This window comes from Pseudomonas sp. 910_23 (genome assembly GCF_052850795.1).
Map to the genome: position 1 here is coordinate 135,856 of NZ_VXCZ01000017.1, position 20,651 is coordinate 156,506.

16 protein-coding genes are annotated in these 20,651 nt (G+C 60.7%); 13 read left to right on the top strand and 3 right to left on the bottom strand.

The window, feature by feature from the left end; genetic code table 11:
- Window positions 1-48: 48 nt before the first annotated feature.
- Together FW800_RS20255 and arcD (FW800_RS20260) are read right to left on the bottom strand one after the other, a co-directional pair.
- Complete coding sequence (locus tag FW800_RS20255; RefSeq protein WP_446438318.1) at window positions 49-912, bottom strand: DNA-3-methyladenine glycosylase family protein; 864 nt, start codon at window positions 910-912, stop codon at window positions 49-51.
- Window positions 909-2,336 carry an arginine-ornithine antiporter gene (gene arcD, locus FW800_RS20260; RefSeq protein ID WP_446438319.1) on the bottom strand — a complete coding sequence of 476 codons (1,428 nt, stop codon included), beginning with the start codon at window positions 2,334-2,336 and terminating at the stop codon, window positions 909-911. Before arcD (FW800_RS20260) ends, FW800_RS20255 begins: the two co-directional genes overlap by 4 nt.
- 402 nt (window positions 2,337-2,738) lie before the next feature.
- Here arcD (FW800_RS20260) and arcD (FW800_RS20265) point away from each other — a divergent pair, with 402 nt between their 5' ends.
- From arcD (FW800_RS20265) to FW800_RS20320, 12 genes are all read left to right on the top strand, one after another.
- Entirely contained in the window at window positions 2,739-4,166 is a 1,428-nt protein-coding gene (arcD, locus tag FW800_RS20265; RefSeq protein ID WP_032879725.1) for an arginine-ornithine antiporter, read from the top strand.
- Between the two features lie 25 nt (window positions 4,167-4,191).
- Window positions 4,192-5,448, top strand: a complete 1,257-nt coding sequence (gene arcA / locus FW800_RS20270) for an arginine deiminase (RefSeq protein WP_122733621.1) — start codon at window positions 4,192-4,194, stop codon at window positions 5,446-5,448.
- A gap of 12 nt (window positions 5,449-5,460) precedes the next feature.
- A complete protein-coding gene (locus FW800_RS20275) occupies window positions 5,461-6,471 on the top strand; it encodes an ornithine carbamoyltransferase (protein WP_005790837.1) in 1,011 nt (336 codons plus the stop codon).
- Window positions 6,472-6,622: 151 nt separating this feature from the next.
- Window positions 6,623-7,552, top strand: a complete 930-nt coding sequence (arcC, locus tag FW800_RS20280) for a carbamate kinase (protein ID WP_446438320.1) — start codon at window positions 6,623-6,625, stop codon at window positions 7,550-7,552.
- Between the two features lie 18 nt (window positions 7,553-7,570).
- On the top strand, window positions 7,571-7,933 hold the full coding sequence (locus tag FW800_RS20285) for a DUF5064 family protein (protein WP_194439052.1): 363 nt from the start codon (window positions 7,571-7,573) through the stop codon (window positions 7,931-7,933).
- 186 nt (window positions 7,934-8,119) lie between these two features.
- A complete protein-coding gene (locus tag FW800_RS20290) occupies window positions 8,120-9,628 on the top strand; it encodes a sigma-54-dependent transcriptional regulator (protein ID WP_005790844.1) in 1,509 nt (502 codons plus the stop codon).
- A gap of 410 nt (window positions 9,629-10,038) precedes the next feature.
- Window positions 10,039-10,422, top strand: a complete 384-nt coding sequence (gene gcvH / locus FW800_RS20295; RefSeq protein WP_446438321.1) for a glycine cleavage system protein GcvH — start codon at window positions 10,039-10,041, stop codon at window positions 10,420-10,422.
- Between the two features lie 10 nt (window positions 10,423-10,432).
- Window positions 10,433-13,270: an aminomethyl-transferring glycine dehydrogenase gene (gene gcvP / locus FW800_RS20300; protein WP_446438322.1), complete on the top strand. Its 2,838-nt coding sequence runs from the start codon at window positions 10,433-10,435 to the stop codon at window positions 13,268-13,270.
- 159 nt (window positions 13,271-13,429) lie between these two features.
- Complete coding sequence (locus FW800_RS20305; RefSeq protein WP_446438323.1) at window positions 13,430-14,806, top strand: L-serine ammonia-lyase; 1,377 nt, start codon at window positions 13,430-13,432, stop codon at window positions 14,804-14,806.
- 39 nt (window positions 14,807-14,845) lie between these two features.
- Window positions 14,846-15,970, top strand: a complete 1,125-nt coding sequence (gene gcvT, locus FW800_RS20310; RefSeq protein ID WP_446438324.1) for a glycine cleavage system aminomethyltransferase GcvT — start codon at window positions 14,846-14,848, stop codon at window positions 15,968-15,970.
- Between the two features lie 392 nt (window positions 15,971-16,362).
- Window positions 16,363-16,575: a cold-shock protein gene (locus FW800_RS20315; protein WP_446438325.1), complete on the top strand. Its 213-nt coding sequence runs from the start codon at window positions 16,363-16,365 to the stop codon at window positions 16,573-16,575.
- Window positions 16,576-16,669: 94 nt separating this feature from the next.
- A complete protein-coding gene (locus FW800_RS20320) occupies window positions 16,670-17,158 on the top strand; it encodes an RDD family protein (RefSeq protein WP_005790850.1) in 489 nt (162 codons plus the stop codon).
- 153 nt (window positions 17,159-17,311) lie between these two features.
- Here the strand turns inward: FW800_RS20320 and nadA are convergent, their stop codons facing one another.
- The gene (gene nadA / locus FW800_RS20325; RefSeq protein ID WP_446438326.1) at window positions 17,312-18,370 is read right to left on the bottom strand and encodes a quinolinate synthase NadA; all 1,059 of its coding nucleotides are present in this window, start codon (window positions 18,368-18,370) and stop codon (window positions 17,312-17,314) included.
- A 472-nt stretch (window positions 18,371-18,842) separates the two neighbouring features.
- Here nadA and FW800_RS20330 point away from each other — a divergent pair, with 472 nt between their 5' ends.
- Window positions 18,843-20,558 carry a ShlB/FhaC/HecB family hemolysin secretion/activation protein gene (locus FW800_RS20330; protein WP_446438327.1) on the top strand — a complete coding sequence of 572 codons (1,716 nt, stop codon included), beginning with the start codon at window positions 18,843-18,845 and terminating at the stop codon, window positions 20,556-20,558.
- Window positions 20,559-20,651 lie beyond the last annotated feature (93 nt).

Genomic DNA, 20,651 nt, shown 5'->3' on the forward strand with positions numbered 1-20,651 from the left:
AGAAGTTGTGTAGATACCCATGCCCCGATGAGGCCAGTACAGCCCCCATCAACCCCCGCGGTTCAACGACGTCCACAAATACTGCGCCGCATACGCCCTCAACGGCCGCCACGCCTCGGCCCGCGCCAGCAACTGCCGTGCCGACACCGGCCCGCCTTCCAGCGCCGTCAGCGCATTGATCAAGCCGATGTCCCCCGACGCAAACGCATCCGCCTCGCGCAACTGGCGCATGGCGATGTACTGCGCGGTCCAATCGCCAATCCCCGGCAATGCCACCAAGCGTGCAACACCGTCCTTGAGACTGGCCTTGGGCTCGAAAATCCGAGGGTCATCCAACAACGCCTGGGCCACACCGGACAAGGTGCGACCTCGCGCCTTGGGCATGCCCAGGGCCGCCAGGTCCGCCGCCGCCAGCACCTCGGGTGCCGGGAACAGGTGAGTAATACCGGCGTGGGGGGTTTGCAACGGCTGGCCATACTGCGCCACCAACTTGCCCGCCAACCGGATCGCCGCCGCCACCGTGATCTGCTGGCCCAGCACTGCGCGAATGGCCAACTCCAGGCCGTCCCATGTACCCGGCAACCGCAGCCCTGGTCGAGCCGCAACCAGTTGCGCCATCAACGGGTCCCTGGCCAATTGCAGGTTGATCACGGCGGGCACGGCATCCAGATCAAACATCCTGCGCAGGCGCCGCTCGATCTCGGGCAGCGCGGCCGGCTCGGGAAAGTCGACCGTCACTTCCAGCCAATCCCCCGCCCCCGGCGCGACGCTGATCCAGCCATGCCGCCCGGCCACACTGATACTGCGTCGATACACACCGGCCACCACGGTTTCCAACCCGGTGATTGCCCGCGCCGATAAGAACGCCACCATCGCCGCCCAGTCATAAGGCGGTTGATACGCCAACCTCACAGCGACAATACCCCGCTATACAGCCCGTACGCAGCCAACCCGGCGCCCGCGATCACACAACCGAAAATGCCTTTTTCAAGCGAGGTAAACAACGGGCGGCCCTGCTCCCGCTTGGCCAGGGCAAACAGGATCACACCCGGTGCATACAGCAGCGCCGACAGCAGCAAATATTTCAAACCGCCCGCATACAACAGCCACACCGCGTAACCGAGGGCAATCAAGCCTACCAGCAGATCTTTCATGCGTCGGCGCTGAGCGCCTTGATAGGTTTCTCCGCGCGCGCTCAACAGCACCGCATAGGCCGCCGACCACAGGTACGGCACCAGAATCATCGAAGACGCCAGGTAGATCAGGGTGGTGTAGGTACTGGCCGAAAACAGCGTGATCACCAGAAATGCCTGGATCATCACGTTGGTCAGCCACAACGCGTTAACCGGCACCTGATTGGCGTTTTCCTTTTTCAGGAACGCCGGCATGGTCTTGTCATGGGCAGTGGCATAGAGGATTTCCGCGCAGAGCAACGCCCACGAAAGCAATGCCCCGAGCAGCGAAACCGCCAGGCCGAGGCTGATCAATATCGCTCCCCAGGGCCCGACAATGTGTTCCAGCACGCCCGCCAGCGACGGGTTCTGCAACTGCGCCAGTTCCGGCTGGCCCATGATGCCCAACGACAGCACATTCACCAGCACCAACAGCGCCAGCACGCCCAGGAAACCAATCACCGTCGCGCGCCCCACATCCGAGCGTTTCTCGGCCCGCGCCGAGTACACACTGGCGCCTTCGATACCGATAAACACAAACACCGTGACCAGCATCATGTGGCGCACCTGCTCGACCACGCTGCCCATCTGCGGATTGCCCAGGCCCCAGATATCACGGGTGAAGATGTCGGCCTTGAACGCCACGGCGGCAATCAAGATAAACATCAACAGCGGCACGATCTTCGCCACGGTGGTGATCTGGTTGATGAACGCCGCTTCCTTGATCCCGCGCATCACCAGAAAATGCACTGCCCACAGCAACAGCGATGCACAACCGATGGCCAGTGGTGTATTGCCCTGACCGAACGCCGGGAAAAAGTAACCCAGGGTGCTGAACAGCAACACGAAGTACCCGACGTTGCCCATCCACGCGCTGATCCAGTAACCCCAGGCCGATGAGAACCCCATGTAATCGCCGAAGCCGGCCTTGGCGTAGGCGTACACCCCGGAATCCAGTTCCGGTTTGCGGTTGGCCAGGGTCTGGAACACAAACGCCAGGGTCAACATGCCAACCGCGGTAATGGCCCAACCGATCAGCACGGCGCCCACTTCGGCGCGGGCTGCCATGTTTTGCGGGAGCGAGAAGATCCCGCCGCCGATCATCGAACCTACTACCAGGGCGATCAGGGCACTGAGCCGAAGTTTCTGGGCTGGTTGGGACATGCAGGTTCCTCGCAATAAATGTTTGAGCCGACTACCGCGCACTCAACTAATTCAATTTAATGACGCTAGCGTTTCATAACATAAGGGTATGTAAACGCAGGAAGTTTAGGCTTATTTAGAATTTAAATACGGCAATTATGAAGTGCTCGTCAGACAACGTACAAAAACTTTGCACATTCGCAAATACCAACTAGCTTCAACATCCAGCCCCCGGCCACATGATGAACCACACTGCAGTAGACCGCTCTAGCTAGCGCCTTTTCACAGGCTCTGTCGCCCGCAACTTCCACTCTAAGTCGTTAATTCACAATGGAATGTGCCAATGAACTGATCTGAGTCAGCTGTTTTATTAGCGCACGGAATTATTCTGTGATCTCTCTTCTCCTGCATTGGAGTCACGCAATGTCTGATTCTCCCGGAAAACTTAGGCTTGGTGCGCTGGTTGCACTTGTCGTGGGCTCAATGATTGGCGGCGGGATCTTTTCACTCCCGCAAAACATGGCCGCCAGTGCCGACGTAGGCGCCGTGTTGATTGGTTGGGTGATCACCGCCATCGGCATGTTGACCCTCGCATTCGTGTTCCAGACCCTCGCCAACCGCAAGCCCGATCTCGACGGCGGGGTGTACGCCTACGCCAAGGCCGGTTTTGGCGATTACATGGGGTTCTCATCGGCCTGGGGTTACTGGATCAGTGCCTGGCTGGGCAACGTCGGGTACTTCGTACTCTTGTTCAGCACCCTGGGTTACTTCTTCCCGATCTTTGGCGAAGGCAACACGCCAGCGGCGGTGATAGGCGCCTCGGTACTGCTGTGGGCGGTGCACTTTCTGGTGCTGCGCGGCATCAAGGAAGCAGCGTTCATCAACCTGGTGACCACCGTTGCCAAGGTGGTGCCGCTGCTGCTGTTCGTGCTCATCGCCCTATTCGCGTTCAAGCTGGACATCTTCACCGCAGACATCTGGGGCGTAAAAAACCCTGACCTGGGCAGCGTGATGAACCAGGTGCGCAACATGATGCTGGTCACTGTGTGGGTGTTCATCGGCATCGAAGGCGCGAGCATCTTTTCCTCCCGTGCCGAGAAACGCAGCGACGTGGGCAAGGCCACCGTGATTGGTTTTATCACTGTGCTGCTGTTCCTGATGCTGGTGAACGTGCTGTCTTTGGGGATCATGACCCAACCGGAACTGGCCAAGTTGCAGAACCCGTCGATGGCTGCCGTGCTTGAGCACGTGGTGGGCCACTGGGGTGCGGTGCTGATCAGCGTCGGCTTGATCATCTCGCTGCTGGGCGCGTTGCTGTCGTGGGTGCTGCTGTGTGCGGAGATCATGTTTGCCGCCGCCAAGGACCACACCATGCCGGAGTTCTTGCGCAAGGAAAACGCCAACCATGTGCCGGTCAATGCCCTGTGGCTGACCAACGCGATGGTGCAGATATTCCTGGTGATCACGCTGTTTTCCGCCAGCACCTACCTGTCGCTGATCTACCTCGCCACCTCGATGATCCTGGTGCCTTACCTGTGGTCGGCGGCCTACGCCCTGCTGCTGGCGGTGCGCGGCGAGACCTACGAAAACGCGCTCAAAGAGCGCAAGAAAGACCTGTTCATCGGCGCCGTCGCCCTGATCTACGCGATCTGGCTGCTCTATGCCGGCGGCACCAAGTACCTGCTGCTCTCCGCCCTGCTCTACGCCCCCGGCGCGATCCTGTTCGCCAAGGCCAAGCGTGAACTGGGCAAACCGATTTTCACCAACGTCGAGAAGCTGATTTTCGCCGCAGTGGTCATTGGCGCCCTGGTGGCGGCCTATGGGCTCTACGACGGCTTCCTGACTCTGTAATTGTATGTTCACTGGAGGATCTGTAATGACCACGGAAAAAGTTAAGTACGGCGTACATTCCGAAGCCGGCAAACTGCGCAAAGTCATGGTGTGCTCCCCAGGTTTGGCCCACCAGCGGCTGACCCCCAACAACTGCGACGAGCTGTTGTTCGATGACGTGCTGTGGGTAGCCCAGGCCAAACGCGACCACTTCGACTTCGTGACCAAGATGCGCGAGCGGGATATTGATGTGCTGGAAATGCACAACCTGCTCACCGATATCGTCGCCATCCCCGAAGCGCTGGACTGGATCCTGCAACGCAAGATCACCGCCAACACCGTGGGCCTGGGCCTGGTCGACGAAGTCGGCTCGTGGCTGCGTAGCCTGGAGCCGCGCAAGATCAGCGAGTTCCTGATTGGCGGTGTCTCGGCCGATGACCTGCCGAGCAGCTTTGGTGGCAAGACCATCGAGATGTTCCGCGACTTCCTCGGCCACGCCAGCTTCATCCTGCCGCCGCTGCCCAACACCCAGTTCACCCGCGACACCACCTGCTGGATCTATGGCGGCGTAACGCTCAACCCGATGTACTGGCCGGCCCGACGCCAGGAAACCCTGCTGACCTCCGCCATCTACAAGTTCCACCCGGAGTTCACCAACGCGGACTTCCAGATCTGGTACGGCGACCCCGACCAGGAGCACGGCGCTGCCACACTGGAAGGCGGCGACGTGATGCCGATTGGCAATGGCGTGGTGTTGATCGGCATGGGCGAGCGCTCGTCCCACCAAGCCATCGGCCAACTGGCGCGCAACCTGTTCAAGAACAAAGCGGTGGAGCGCGTCATCGTGGCCGGCCTGCCCAAATCCCGCGCAGCGATGCACCTGGACACCGTGTTCAGCTTCTGCGACCGCGACCTGGTCACCGTCTTCCCGGAAGTGGTCAACCAGATCGTGCCGTTCACCCTGCGCCCTGACGAAAGCAAGCCTCACGGTATCGACATTCAACGGGAGAAAACCAACTTCCTCGAAACCGTCGCCGCAGCGCTCAACCTCAAGGCCCTGCGCGTGGTCGAGACCGGCGGCAACAGCTTCGCCGCCGAACGCGAGCAGTGGGATGACGGCAACAACGTAGTGGCCGTGGAACCCGGCGTGGTGATCGGTTACGACCGCAACACCTACACCAACACCTTGCTGCGCAAGGCCGGTGTGGAAGTCATCACCATCAGCGCCGGTGAGCTCGGCCGTGGCCGTGGCGGCGGCCACTGCATGACCTGCCCGATCATCCGCGACCCTATCGACTATTAAGGAGATTCCATCATGGCTTTCAATATGCGCAACCGCAGCCTGCTGTCGCTGATGCACCACACTACTCGCGAACTGAACTACCTGCTGGACCTGTCCCGCGACCTCAAACGCGCCAAATACACCGGCACCGAGCGTCCGCACCTGCAAGGCAAGAACATCGCGTTGATCTTCGAAAAAACCTCGACCCGCACCCGCTGCGCCTTCGAAGTCGCGGCCCATGACCAGGGCGCCCACGTCACCTACATCGACCCGGTGTCGTCGCAGATCGGCCACAAAGAAAGCATGAAAGACACCGCCCGCGTCCTGGGCCGGATGTTCGATGCCATCGAGTACCGTGGCTTTGAACAGGAAATCGTCGAAGAGCTGGCCAAGTTCGCCGGTGTGCCGGTGTTCAACGGCCTCACTGCCGAATTCCATCCGACCCAAATGATCGCCGACACCCTGACCATGCGCGAACACAGCGACAAGCCGCTGCATGACATCAGCTACGCCTACCTGGGGGACGCCCGCTACAACATGGGCAACTCGCTGCTGATGATCGGCGCCAAGCTCGGCATGGACGTGCGCATCGGCGCGCCGAAAGCGCTGTGGCCGCACGAGGACTTCATCAAGCAGTGCCAGGCATTTGCCGAGGAAAGCGGCGCACGCATCACCATCACCGAAGACCCGAAAGAAGCAGTGAAGGGCGTGGACTTCATCCACACCGATATCTGGGTGTCCATGGGCGAGCCGGTGGAAGCGTGGGACGAGCGTATCGAGCAACTGCTGCCGTACCAGGTCAACGCCAAGATGATGAAAGCCTCGGGCAACCCCCGGGTGAAATTCATGCACTGCTTGCCGGCGTTCCATAACAGCGAAACCAAGGTCGGCAAGGACATCGCTGCGCGCTATCCGCACCTGGCCAATGGTGTGGAAGTGACCGAGGAAGTCTTCGAGTCGCCGGCCAATATCGCGTTTGAGCAGGCGGAAAACCGCATGCATACCATCAAGGCGATCCTGGTGTCGGCGTTGGCAGATATCTAACTCTCACTGTCGGAACAGGGTTCAAAAATGTGGGAGGGGGTTTGCTCCCGATAGTGGTGGCTCAGCTATAGATAGATTGACTGTCCTGCCGCCATCGGGAGCAAGCCCCCTCCCACATTGGGCTCTGCTCACACCCTAAAAGGATTGCATTATGCGCATCGTCGTAGCCCTGGGCGGCAACGCCCTCCTGCGCCGTGGTGAACCCATGACTGCAGACAACCAACGCGCCAATATCCGCATCGCTACCGAACAGATCGCCAAGATCCACGCCGGCAACGAGCTGGTGATCGCCCACGGCAATGGCCCGCAAGTCGGCCTGCTGTCGTTGCAGGCGGCGGCCTACACCAGCGTCTCACCCTACCCGCTGGACGTACTGGGCGCTGAAACCGAAGGCATGATCGGCTACATCATCGAACAGGAACTGGGCAACCTGCTGGACTTTGAAGTGCCGTTCGCCACTCTGCTCACCCAGGTCGAAGTGGACGCCAAGGACCCGGCCTTCCAGAACCCCACCAAGCCTATCGGCCCGGTGTATACCAAAGCCGAAGCGGAACAACTCGCCGCCGAAAAAGGCTGGGCCATCGCACCCGATGGCGACAAATACCGCCGTGTGGTTGCCAGCCCGCGCCCCAAACGCATCTTTGAAATCCGCCCGATCAAATGGCTGCTGGAGAAAAAAGCCATCGTGATCTGCGCCGGCGGCGGCGGCATCCCGACGATGTATGGCGAAGACGGCAAGCTGCGCGGCATTGAAGCGGTGATCGACAAAGACCTGTGCTCGTCGCTGCTGGCCGCGCAACTGGACGCCGACCTGCTGGTAATCGCCACCGACGTCAATGCCGCTTTTATCGACTTCGGCAAGCCAACCCAGAAGGCCATCGGCCAGGCCCACCCGGACGACATGGAAAAACTCGGCTTCGCCGCGGGCTCCATGGGCCCCAAGGTACAGGCAGCCTGCGAGTTCGCCCGCCAGACTGGCAAAACCGCGGTGATCGGTTCACTCTCGGACATCGAAGCCATCGTCCAGGGCAGCGCCGGCACCCGCATCAGCACGGCCACACCTGGCATCACCTATCTGTGAAGTAGAGGAGAAACGCCTATGGCTATCTTTGAACCCGGTCACTTGCACGTCGAACGTCACGCGCTCAACAAGGACGACTACAGCTACAACCTGTGCATCGACTATGAAGTCAGCCAGGACCCCAAGGAAGGCAAAGGCATGTTATTCAAACTGCACGGTTCGGTGCAGGGCAAGGACCTCAAGGAGGAGTTCTTCCTGCCCAAGGACCAGGCATTCGACTTTGCGCGGCATGCGATGAACATCGCGCAGAAATATGGCATGCCGAAGGTCGCGGTGTTGAACGGCTCGATGCACAAGCAGTACGACTTGATGTTCGAGGATGTGCGGCATCAGCTGGATGTGAAATCAGGTGATCCAGTCAAACCCGAACACCTGGAGTAAGTTCGAAATGTGGGAGGGGGCTTGCTCCCGATAGCAGTGTGTCAGCCACAGGTTGATTGGCTGATCCACCGCAATCGGGAGCAAGCCCCCTCCCACATTTTGATCTCCATCATTTGTCAGATTTCACCTGCGCCCCGCGCCAAGGCATACTTGCCGCCTCTGCTCTCCAGAATTGCCAATCGCCCCATGCGTATCCACGTCAGCTTCATCGACCGCGTCGGCATCACCCAGGAAGTCCTGGCCTTGCTCGGTGGGCGCAATCTCAACCTGGATGCGGTGGAGATGGTGCCGCCCAACGTCTATATCGACGCACCCACCCTCAGCGCCGAGGTGCTTGAAGAACTGCGCGATGCGTTGTTCAGCGTGCACGGCGTGCAAGCGGTGAAGGTGGTCGACATCCTTCCGGGCCAACGCCGCCACCTGCAACTGGACGCCCTGCTGGCAGCCATGACCGACCCGGTGCTGGCCCTGGACAGCGCGGGCAAGATTTTGCTGGCCAACCCGGCATTGATCGCGCTGTACGGGCGCGAACCGGCCGGCGAAAGCATCGCCGAGCTGTTCAACGACCCCGCGCTGCTGGAGACCTTGCTGGAGCATGGCTTTCGCTTGCCGTTGCGCGAGATCAGCGTCAATGGCCAGACCCTGCTGCTGGACGCCACGCCGATCACCGACGCCGGAGCCCTGCTCACCCTCTACCAGCCCAACCGCATCGGCGAACAGCTATCGGCGCTGCACCACGACCATGCCGAAGGTTTTGATGCGCTGCTGGGCGAATCCCCGGCGATCCGCACCCTCAAGGCCCGGGCACAACGGGTGGCGGCGCTGGATGCACCGCTGCTGATCCAGGGCGAAACCGGCACCGGCAAGGAGCTGGTGGCCCGCGCCTGTCACGCGATCAGCACGCGCCACAGTGCACCGTTTTTGGCGTTGAACTGCGCGGCGCTGCCGGAAAACCTCGCCGAAAGCGAGTTGTTCGGTTACGCCCCTGGCGCCTTTACCGGCGCCCAGCGCGGTGGCAAGCCAGGGCTGATGGAACTGGCGAACCAGGGCACGGTGTTTCTCGATGAGATCGGCGAGATGTCACCCTACCTGCAAGCCAAGTTGCTGCGTTTTCTCAATGACGGCAGCTTTCGTCGGGTGGGCGGTGACCGTGAGGTGAAGGTCAATGTGCGCATCCTCAGCGCCACCCACCGCGACCTGGAAAAAATGGTCAGTGAGGGCACCTTTCGCGAAGACCTGTTCTACCGCCTCAACGTGCTTAACGTTGAAGTGCCGCCGCTGCGCGAACGCGGCCAGGACATCCTGCTGTTGGCCCGCTATTTCATGCAGCAAGCCTGCGCGCAGATCCAGCGCCCGGTCTGCCGCCTGGCGCCCGGCACTTACCCGGCGCTGCTGGGCAACCGCTGGCCGGGCAATGTGCGCCAGCTGCAAAACGTGATCTTCCGCGCCGCCGCCATCTGCGAGGGCAGCCTGGTAGACATCGGCGACCTGGACATCGCCGGTACGTCGGTGGCGCGCCAGAGCGATGGCGAAGTCGACAGCCTGGAACAGGCGGTGGAAGACTTCGAGCGCGATCTGCTGGAAAAGCTCTACGCCAGCTACCCCTCGACGCGCCAGCTCGCCAGCCGGTTGCAGACTTCCCACACGGCGATTGCCCATCGCTTGCGCAAGTACGGCATCCCCAACAAGCCCTGATTCAAGTTGGAATACAAACAAATGTGGGAGGGGGCTTGCTCCCGATAGCGGTGTGTCAGCCATAAATCTTTGACTGATACACCGCTATCGGGAGCAAGCCCCCTCCCACATTTGGAGAGCATTCCAAAATTTGGTCCAGGAACGACATTCAGTGTACTGAAAGCGCTACAGCGTAACGATATCGCTACAACCCTGTTTTTTACGCGCCATGCAAGGCTTTGATCCACATAGGCTTTTTTTCAAGCACTCGACTGTAGCGAAATCGCTACAGCTAAATGCACTAACGTCATAACCGATTTTATCAACCTATTGATTTATAACGAATTAATAACCTTGGCCGCAATATTGCTAAGCAACTCCCCATTATTCCAATCCCGTCCACCAGACGATTCTGGCCCTGAGGAGTTTCCATGAGCGAGTTGCGTTTCACTGAAGATCACGAATGGCTGCGCGCCGAAGCCGATGGCAGCGTCACCGTGGGTATCACCGCTTTTGCGCAGAACGCGCTGGGTGATGTGGTTTTCGTGCAACTGCCGGAGTTGCAGGCTTACGACAAGGGCGCCGAAGCCTCCACCGTGGAATCGGTCAAAGCCGCCAGCGGCGTCTACATGCCGCTGGACGGTGAAGTGCTGGAAGTGAACGACAAACTCGAAGGCAGCCCGGAACTGGTCAACGAAGACCCGATGGGCGAAGGCTGGTTCTTCCGCTTTAAACCCGCCGACGCCGAGGCAGTGGCTAAGCTGTTGGATCAGGATGCGTACGACCGTCTGATCAAAGCCAACGCTGAAGCTTGAGGAGCGCGCCATGACCGTTAATCTGACCACCGCCAACGAATTCATCGCCCGCCACATCGGCCCGCGTCAGGAAGATGAGCAGCAAATGCTCGCCAGCCTGGGCTTTGATTCCCTCGAAGCCCTCAGCGCCAGCGTGATCCCGGAAAGCATCAAGGGCACCAGCGTGCTCGGCCTGGAAGACGGCTTGAGCGAAGCCGAGGCCCTGGCCAAGATCAAGGCCATTGCCGGGCAGAACCAACTGTTCAAAACCTACATCGGCCAGGGCTACTACAACTGCCATACACCGTCGCCGATCCTGCGCAACCTGCTGGAAAACCCGGCCTGGTACACCGCCTACACCCCGTACCAGCCAGAGATTTCCCAAGGCCGCCTGGAAGCGCTGCTGAACTTCCAGACCCTGATCAGTGACCTTACCGGCCTGCCGATCGCCAACGCCTCCCTGCTCGACGAAGCCACCGCCGCCGCCGAAGCCATGACCTTCTGCAAGCGCTTGAGCAAGAACAAGGGCAGCAACGCCTTCTTCGCCTCGGTGCACAGCCACCCGCAAACCCTCGACGTATTGCGCACCCGTGCCGAACCTTTGGGCATCGATGTGGTGGTCGGCGATGAGCGCGAACTGACCGACGTCAGCGCATTCTTCGGCGCCCTGCTGCAATACCCGGCCAGCAACGGCGATGTATTCGACTACCGCGAACTGACCGAGCGCTTCCACGCTGCCAACGCACTGGTAGCCGTGGCCGCCGACCTGCTGGCCCTGACCCTGCTGACCCCGCCGGGTGAATTCGGCGCCGACGTCGCCATTGGCAGCGCACAACGCTTTGGCGTGCCGCTGGGCTTCGGTGGCCCGCACGCGGCGTACTTCTCCACCAAGGATGCATTCAAGCGCGATATGCCAGGCCGTCTGGTCGGCGTGTCGGTAGACCGCTTCGGCAAGCCGGCCCTGCGCCTGGCGATGCAGACCCGCGAGCAACATATCCGCCGCGAGAAAGCCACCAGCAACATCTGCACCGCCCAAGTGCTGCTCGCCAACATCGCTAGCATGTACGCCGTGTACCACGGTCCCAAGGGACTGACCCAGATCGCCCAGCGCATTCACCAACTGACCGCGATCCTGGCCAAGGGCTTGACGGCCCTGGGCTTGAAAGTCGAGCAGCAACACTTCTTCGACACCCTGACAATCAACACCGGCACCCACACCGCCGCCCTGCATGACAAGGCCCGCGCCCAGCGCATCAACCTGCGCGTCGTGGACGCCGAGCGTGTTGGCCTGTCGGTCGACGAAACCACCACCCAGGCTGATATCCAGGCCTTGTGGGCCATCTTCGCCGACGGCAAAACCCTGCCGGCCTTTGCTGCAACCCAAAGCACCCTGCCGAGCGCCCTGCTGCGCCAGTCGCCGATCCTCAGCCACCCGGTGTTCAACCGTTATCACTCGGAAACCGAGCTGATGCGCTACCTGCGCAAGCTGGCCGACAAGGACCTGGCCCTGGACCGCACCATGATCCCGCTGGGCTCGTGCACCATGAAACTCAACGCCGCCAGCGAAATGATCCCGGTGACCTGGGCCGAGTTCGGTGCCCTGCACCCTTTCGCCCCCGCCGCGCAAAGCGCCGGCTACCTGCAACTGACCACCGAACTGGAAGCCATGCTCTGCGCGGCCACCGGCTACGACGCGATCTCCTTGCAGCCCAACGCTGGTTCCCAGGGTGAATACGCAGGCCTCCTGGCCATCCGCGCCTATCACCAGAGCCGTGGCGAAGAACGTCGCGACATCTGCCTGATCCCGTCGTCGGCCCACGGCACCAACCCCGCCACCGCCAACATGGCCGGTATGCGCGTAGTGGTGACCGCTTGCGATACGCGCGGCAACGTGGACATCGAAGACCTGCGCGCCAAGGCCATCGAACACCGCGAGCATCTTGCCGCGCTGATGATCACCTACCCGTCCACTCACGGTGTGTTCGAGGAAGGCATCCGCGAAATCTGCGGGATCATCCACGACAACGGCGGCCAGGTGTACATCGACGGCGCCAACATGAACGCGATGGTCGGCCTCTGCGCACCGGGCAAGTTCGGCGGCGACGTGTCCCACCTGAACCTGCACAAGACCTTCTGCATCCCCCATGGCGGTGGCGGCCCGGGTGTTGGCCCGATTGGCGTCAAGTCGCACCTCACGCCGTTCCTGCCCGGCCACGCGGCCATGGAACGCAAGGAAGGCGCGGTATGCGCCGCACCGTTCGGCAGCGCGAGCATTTTGCCGATCACCTGGATGTACATCAGCATGATGGGCGGCGCCGGCCTCAAGCGCGCGTCGCAGTTGGCGATCCTGAATGCCAACTACATTTCCCGTCGCCTCGAAGAGCATTACCCCGTGCTCTATACCGGGAGCAACGGCCTGGTGGCCCACGAATGCATCCTCGACCTGCGCCCGTTGAAAGACAGCAGCGGCATCAGTGTGGACGACGTGGCCAAGCGCCTGATCGATTTTGGTTTCCATGCGCCGACCATGTCGTTCCCGGTGGCCGGCACCTTGATGATCGAGCCGACCGAAAGTGAATCCAAGGAAGAACTGGACCGCTTCTGCGACGCCATGATCGCCATCCGCGAAGAGATCCGTGCAGTGGAAAACGGCACGTTGGACAAGGACGACAACCCGCTGAAAAACGCACCACACACCGCGGCTGAATTGGTGAGCGAGTGGACGCATCCATACACCCGCGAACAAGCGGTGTACCCGGTGCCGTCATTGATCGAAGGCAAATACTGGCCACCGGTTGGCCGGGTCGACAACGTGTTTGGCGATCGCAACCTGGTGTGTGCGTGCCCGTCGATCGAGAGCTATGCATAACTGAAGAGGTACTCAGTCTAAATGTGGGAGGGGGCTTGCTCCCGATAGCGGAGGGTCAGTTATTAGATCTGGTGACTGACGCACCGCCATCGGGAGCAAGCCCCCTCCCACACTTGACCGAGTACGGCCTCAAGAATAATAAGAAACCGGAGAACAACCATGTCCCTTAGCGTGTTCGACCTGTTCAAGATTGGCATCGGCCCCTCCAGCTCCCACACCGTCGGCCCGATGCGTGCGGCGGCTCGATTCGTCGAGGGCCTCAAGCGTGACAACCTGCTGAGCGCCACCACCGGCATCAAAGTGGAACTCTATGGCTCGCTCGGCGCCACCGGCAAAGGCCACGGCAGCGACAAGGCCGTACTGCTGGGCCTGGAAGGCGAACACCCGGACACCGTCAATACCGAAACCGTGGCTACCCGCCTAACGCAGATACGCAGTGACGGGCGCCTCAACCTGCTCGGTGAACACAGCATTGCGTTCAACGAGAAAGAACACCTGGCGATGATTCGCAAACCCCTCGCCTATCATCCCAACGGCATGATCTTCCGCGCCTTTGACGCCGCCGGCATCCAGATTCGCAGCCGCGAGTACTACTCGGTCGGTGGTGGGTTTGTGGTGGATGAAGACGCTGCCGGCGCCGACCGGATCGTCGAAGATGCAACGCCCTTGACCTTCCCGTTCAAGCACGCCAAGGACCTGCTCGGCCATTGCACCACCTATGGGCTGTCCATCAGCCAGGTGATGCTGACCAATGAAAGCGCCTGGCGCCCGGAAGCGGAAACCCGCAGCGGCCTGTTGAAAATCTGGCAGGTCATGCAGGACTGCGTCGACGCCGGCTGTCGCAACGAAGGCATCTTGCCCGGAGGCTTGAAGGTCAAGCGCCGGGCGGCGGCGCTGCACAGGCAGTTGTGCAAGAACCCCGAGTCCGCCCTGCGCGACCCGCTGTCGGTGTTGGACTGGGTCAACCTCTACGCCCTGGCGGTCAACGAAGAAAATGCCAATGGCGGGCGCGTGGTCACCGCGCCCACCAACGGTGCAGCGGGGATCGTGCCGGCGGTGCTGCATTACTACATGCGCTTTATTCCGGGCGCTAACGAAGACGGCGTGGTGCGCTTCCTGCTCACCGCCGCCGCCATCGGCATCCTGTACAAGGAAAACGCCTCGATCTCGGGCGCCGAAGTCGGCTGCCAGGGTGAAGTGGGCGTGGCCTGTTCCATGGCCGCGGGCGCCCTGTGCGAAGTGCTGGGCGGCAGCGTGTCCCAAGTGGAAAACGCCGCCGAGATCGGCATGGAACACAACCTCGGCCTGACCTGCGACCCGATTGGCGGGCTGGTGCAGGTGCCGTGCATCGAGCGCAATGCCATGGGCTCGGTGAAGGCGATCAATGCGGTGCGCATGGCCCTGCGGGGCGACGGCCAGCACTTTGTGTCCCTCGACAAGGTCATCCGCACCATGCGCCAGACCGGCGCCGATATGAAAAGCAAATACAAGGAAACCGCCCGTGGCGGTTTGGCGGTCAACATTATCGAGTGCTGACGCCCACAAGCGCGTCGGCACGTTTTTCAGGAGCTGAATATGTCCACCGAAACCCTGTTGAAAACCCCTCTGCACGCCCTGCACCTCGAACTGGGCGCACGCATGGTGCCCTTCGCCGGCTACGACATGCCGGTGCAGTACCCGCTGGGTGTGATGAAGGAACACCAGCACACCCGTGATCAGGCCGGGTTGTTCGACGTGTCGCACATGGGCCAGATCCGCCTGACCGGTGCCAATGCCGCCAAGGCCCTGGAAACCCTGGTGCCGGTCGACATCATCGACCTGCCGGTGGGCATGCAGCGCTACGCCATGTTCACCAACGAGCAAGGCGGCATCCTCGACGACTTGATGGTGGCCAACCTGGGCAACGACGAACTGTTCCTGGTGGTCAATGCCGCCTGCAAGGACCAGGACCTGGCACACCTGCGTCAACACATCGGCGACCAATGCACCATCGAACCGCTGTTCGAAGAACGCGCCCTGCTGGCACTGCAAGGCCCGGCTGCGGTGAAGGTGCTGGCGCGGTTGGCACCTGAAGTCACCCGGATGACCTTTATGCAATTCGCCACCCTGCGTTTGCTGGGCGTGGACTGCTATGTCAGCCGCTCCGGCTATACCGGTGAAGACGGCTTCGAAATCTCCGTGCCGGCTGAAAATGCCGAAAGCCTCGCACGCAGCCTGCTGGCCGAAGCCGAAGTACAGGCTATCGGCCTGGGCGCCCGCGATTCGCTGCGCCTGGAAGCCGGCCTGTGCCTGTACGGCCACGACATGAACACCGACACCACCCCGATCGAAGCCAGCCTGTTGTGGGCGATCTCCAAGGCCCGGCGTTCGGATGGCCCGCGTGCCGGCGCTTTCCCCGGCGCCGACCGGATCTTCACCCAGCAACAAGCTGGCGTCAGCCGCAAGCGCGTGGGCCTGCTGCCTCAGGAGCGCACCCCGGTGCGTGAAGGTGCAGAGATTGTCGACGAACACGGCACCGTGATCGGCACCGTGTGCAGCGGCGGTTTTGGCCCGAGCCTGGGGGGCCCGCTGGCCATGGGTTACCTGGACACGGCCTTCACTGCACTGGATACCGAAGTGTCTGCGTTGGTGCGTGGGAAAAAGGTGCCACTACGTGTAAGTAAAATGCCATTTGTGCCGCAACGTTACTATCGCGGCTGACGGATTGTTTCTATAAGTAACGCGGTTGCGTTAACGTGCACTAAACTGTAACGCAACCGCCATAAAACAGTGCATTTACGATAGTCATTTTTATAGGAATATCCCTATAACAAGTGAACTACTCTATCGAATAAGCCAGCCGTTCAGCATTCAACAAAGTGTCATGCACCCCAGCAAAACCGGGGCCTTGCGCAGGGCTTGTTTTTTTCATATTAGTTGGCGTAGAGTTTGCTCACTGTGTTTGCATGGGTCGCTTGGAACCTGGACCTGGGCAGTAGCTGAAGTAGTTGCTACAACCCGTTCGACGTCTCTTACTTTCCTGCAACCCAGCCCAGTACTCTTTCGTATGAAAGGGGCTGTCATTAATTTTTAGCGTCAAAGGAAAGAAGAAAATGTCCCAACGTCAGAGCGGTACCGTCAAGTGGTTCAACGACGAAAAAGGCTTTGGTTTTATCACTCCTGAGAGCGGCCCGGATCTGTTCGTGCATTTCCGCGCTATTCAGGGCAATGGCTTCAAGAGCCTGAAGGAAGGCCAGAAGGTCACCTTCGTTTCAGTTCAGGGCCAGAAAGGCCTGCAAGCTGACGAAGTGCAAGCAGAAGGCTGATCCTTGCTGCGACAAAAAGCCCCTGATATGACATCAGGGGCTTTTTTATGGGCGCCATTGCGTAAACTGCGTGCTTTCTCCAGAGAGCCCTGCCATGTCCAAACCCCTGTTGAGCCCCCAGGGCGAATTCCCCGCCGTTGGCCTGGGCCGTCGCCTGGCAGCGATGTTCTATGACTTCCTGTTATGCACCGCCCTGCTGATCGTCACGGCGTTCATCTACAAGCTGGTGTGGATCGCCTTCATCGGCGAAGCGAAGATGCGCACACTCACCGAGTCCGGCGCGCTGGACGGTGACCCGTTGTTGTCGACGATCCTGTTGTTTGTGCTGTTTGGTTTCTTCGCCAAGTTCTGGACCCATTCGGGGCAAACCCTGGGTATGCAGGTGTGGGGCGTACGCGTGCAAAACGCCGACGGCTCGCGGATCAGCCTGTGGCAGGCGTTACTGCGTTTTGTGGTGTCGATTGCGTCGTGGTTGTGCGTGGGGTTGGGGTTTATCTGGTCGTTGTTCGATAAACACAAACGCAGCTGGCATGACATCTATTCGGATACGCAGCTGGTGCGGATCCCGAAGCAAAAGAAGTAATCGCTGACCAAGTGAAGATCAAAATGTGGGAGGGGCGGTGCGACGATTCGACTTGCTCCCGATAGCAATCTGTCAGCCAACAGAGATGTTGAATGTACAACCGCTATCGGGAGCAAGCCCCCTCCCACATTTTTTACCCCGCCAGCCTGAGGATCAGGCGTTGCCGGCCAGCTTCAACCGCGCAGCCTGGGTGAAGTCCAACATCCGCTTGAGCGGCCGCACCGCCTGCGGAATCACCGAAGGCTCGACGAAAATCTCGTTACTGCCGTCACGCAAACACTGCAATGTACGCTCCAGCGTATTCATCGCCATCCACGGGCAGTGCGCGCAGCTGCGACACGCGGCGCCGTTGCCGGCGGTGGGTGCTTCGATGAAGACCTTGTCCGGACACAGCTGTTGCATCTTGTAGAAGATGCCGCGATCAGTCGCCACGATAAAGGTCTTGTTCGGCAAGCGTTGCGCCGCAGCGATCAGTTGGCTGGTGGAACCCACCGCGTCGGCCAATTCGATCACCGAAGTCGGTGACTCCGGATGCACCAGGATCGCCGCATCCGGGTACAGCGCCTTCATGTCTTCCAGCTGCTTGGACTTGAACTCTTCGTGCACGATGCAGGCACCGTCCCACAGCAGCATGTCGGCGCCGGTCTGGCGCTGGATGTAGGTGCCCAGGTGTTTGTCCGGGCCCCAGATAATGGTCTCGCCGTTGTCCATCAGGCTCTCGACGATTTCCAGCGCGCAACTGGAGGTCACCACCCAATCGGCGCGGGCTTTGACCGCGGCCGAGGTGTTGGCGTACACCACCACGGTGCGCTCGGGATGCTGATCACAAAATGCGGAAAACTCATCCACCGGGCACCCCAGGTCCAGGGAGCACGTCGCTTCCAGGGTAGGCATCAGGATGCGTTTTTCCGGGGTGAGGATCTTGGCGGTCTCCCCCATGAATCGCACACCGGCCACCAGCACGGTCTTGGCTGGGTGGGCAGCGCCGAAGCGGGCCATTTCCAGGGAGTCGGAAACACAGCCGCCGGTTTCTTCGGCCAGGGCCTGAATCACCGGGTCGCAATAAAAGTGGGCGACCAGCACCGCGTCCTGAGCCTTGAGCTCGGCGGCGATGGCAGTACGCAAGCTTGCCTCTTCAGCAACGCTGAGAACCTTGGGCTGTTTGGCGTCGAGGTGGGCTTGAACCAGTAGGCGTTCGGAAATGTGCGTCATGTTCGCAAGACCTGCAGGCGCAGTAGCGCGAAAGTCGAGTGTACCACCGGCTCGGGAGCCCTTCGGGCGCCGCCGGACGAAGTGTTTTTGTTCATCAAGCACGGGTAAAGCGGAAGCTGCGCAAGGCTACAGAATATCCAATGGATTCAAAAGCCTAATCTGGCAACGAGGCAAGCTGCCGTCCCTTGATCGGGCCGAGCCGATTAGGCGACGTCTTGACAACAATCCAAACCATCCCTCCGCCACTTACACGCCTTTAAAGGCAGGAATGACGGGCCTGCACACCTCAAACCGCACCAAAAATGTGCATAAAAGCACTTAATTACGCGACCTTTCTTACGTATTGTGTGATAAATCCTACAGCGATGTAACAAACCGTCTACCACTCACTCAAGTGTGGCAAGTCCCGCTGAGTTCACTGTTTGGCATCGGGCGGATGCATCGCGTGTATTTCTACGTTTAAGGAAGTCGAGTGCCACATCAGCTCTCAACCGCACACCTGTGTTGTACCCGAAAACTGGGCATCGCCCTGCTCTGCCTGTGGGCGCTGCCGGTGGCTGCCGCCGATAGCCCACAGCCCGGCCAGGAAGCCCTGCGCTTGCAGCAGCAACAGCAGCGCGATTTGCAGCAATTACAATTGGAGCAACGCCAGCGCCAAATGCAGCGCGGCAGTTTCGGCACGCAACCGGCCACGCCGGCCATGCCAAAAGAGACTGCCAAGGATGAAGGTTGCTGGCCCCTGAGCGGTACGCGTCTGGCCGGAGTTACGCTGTTCACCCGCAGCGAGCTGGACAAACACATCGAACCCTACGTGGCCCCGTGCATGGGCGTCACGCAGATCAACCGCCTACTGGCGCAGATCACCCAGCTGTACGTCGAGGCCGGTTACATCGCCAGCCGCCCGTACCTGATCAGTGCGCCGGCCGCCGGGCAGCCATTGGATATTCATGTCGAAGAAGGCTACCTGGAGGCCATCGAGTTGGCCGATCAGAGCCTGCCGGTGGCGCTGGGCGGGGCATTCCCCGGGATGCTCGGCAAACCACTGAACCTGCGCGACCTGGAGCAGGGCCTGGACCAGCTCAACCGCCTGCGCTCGGTGGACCTGACCGCCGACATCGCCCCCGGCAGCACGCCCGGCGCCTCACGCATCATCCTGCGCTCGCGCAGCAGTGCCTCGCGCTGGGCGCTCGGGCTTGGGGTCGATAACCTCGGCAGCGCCGGCACCGGCCGTGATCGCAACGCCATCAGCGTGAGCCTGGACAGCCCGTTGCAAATCAATGACTCGCTCAACCTGAGCTTCAGTGACACGCTCAACCATGGACCACGCTACAGCCGCAGCCACAGCCTGTTCTATTCCATCCCTTACGGTTACTGGACCTACAGCCTGTTCGCCAGCCATGCCGAATACCGCTCACCGTTCAAGCTCAGCCGCACGACGCTTTACAACAGTGGCCGCACCGATCAGCTCAGCCTGCGCAGCGACCGCGTGCTGTGGCGCGACCAGAGCCACCAACTGAGCGCCAACCTGCAACTGGCCTACAAGGACGTCGACAGTTACCTGCAAAAGGTCCATCTGGACATTCAGAGCCCGACGCTGACGGTGGCAGAAGCGGGCCTCAACCTGTTCTGGCTCAACAGTGCGGTGTGGAACCTGGACGTCAATTACGCCCAGGGCCTGACGTGGTTCGGCGCCGATCGGGATGCCGACCAGGTGCAAAAAAAACACCCCAAGGCACAGTTCCACAAGTACCGCGCCAACCTCACCCAATGGCGCAACGGCCAATGGTCGGCGCAGCCATGGCAGTGGCAAAGCCAGCTGTCGGTGCAGTACAGCGAGGATGCATTGCCCGCCATCGAACAACTGCTGATCACCGATGACTCGGCCGTGCGTGGCTACCGCGAAAACAGCAGCTCCGGCGCCATTGGCGCGGTATGGCGCAACACCTTGCGCCTGCCGCTCAACACGGGCTTGCCGGTGAAGCTCACCCCGCGCCTGGGCCTGGACAATGCGTGGGTCAAGCACGAACACGGCGCCCAGAGCCAACGCCTGAGCGGTGCCAGTGCTGGGCTCAACCTGAGCTGGAAGAACGTGCAACTGGACATCGATTACCAACGCAACCTCAACACCCCCACAGGCTTTCGCCAGGAGCCGGAGGTCTGGCTGACACGCCTGAGCCTGCAAATATGAACCACCGCTGTTTTTAGCCTGAGACAACCGCCGTACCTGACCACCACAGCAGCGTTGCAACGAACAACGCACGTCGCGGATCAGCCAACACAG

Bases quoted from the DNA above. Each gene is read 5' to 3' on its own strand.
- arcD (WP_446438319.1), bottom strand. From the start codon at position 2,336: ATGTCCCAACCAGCCCAGAAACTTCGGCTCAGTGCCCTGATCGCCCTG.
- arcD (WP_032879725.1), top strand. From the start codon at position 2,739: ATGTCTGATTCTCCCGGAAAACTTAGGCTTGGTGCGCTGGTTGCACTT.
- arcA (WP_122733621.1), top strand. From the start codon at position 4,192: ATGACCACGGAAAAAGTTAAGTACGGCGTACATTCCGAAGCCGGCAAA.
- FW800_RS20275 (WP_005790837.1), top strand. From the start codon at position 5,461: ATGGCTTTCAATATGCGCAACCGCAGCCTGCTGTCGCTGATGCACCAC.
- arcC (WP_446438320.1), top strand. From the start codon at position 6,623: ATGCGCATCGTCGTAGCCCTGGGCGGCAACGCCCTCCTGCGCCGTGGT.
- FW800_RS20285 (WP_194439052.1), top strand. From the start codon at position 7,571: ATGGCTATCTTTGAACCCGGTCACTTGCACGTCGAACGTCACGCGCTC.
- FW800_RS20290 (WP_005790844.1), top strand. From the start codon at position 8,120: ATGCGTATCCACGTCAGCTTCATCGACCGCGTCGGCATCACCCAGGAA.
- gcvH (WP_446438321.1), top strand. From the start codon at position 10,039: ATGAGCGAGTTGCGTTTCACTGAAGATCACGAATGGCTGCGCGCCGAA.
- gcvP (WP_446438322.1), top strand. From the start codon at position 10,433: ATGACCGTTAATCTGACCACCGCCAACGAATTCATCGCCCGCCACATC.
- FW800_RS20305 (WP_446438323.1), top strand. From the start codon at position 13,430: ATGTCCCTTAGCGTGTTCGACCTGTTCAAGATTGGCATCGGCCCCTCC.
- gcvT (WP_446438324.1), top strand. From the start codon at position 14,846: ATGTCCACCGAAACCCTGTTGAAAACCCCTCTGCACGCCCTGCACCTC.
- FW800_RS20315 (WP_446438325.1), top strand. From the start codon at position 16,363: ATGTCCCAACGTCAGAGCGGTACCGTCAAGTGGTTCAACGACGAAAAA.
- FW800_RS20320 (WP_005790850.1), top strand. From the start codon at position 16,670: ATGTCCAAACCCCTGTTGAGCCCCCAGGGCGAATTCCCCGCCGTTGGC.
- nadA (WP_446438326.1), bottom strand. From the start codon at position 18,370: ATGACGCACATTTCCGAACGCCTACTGGTTCAAGCCCACCTCGACGCC.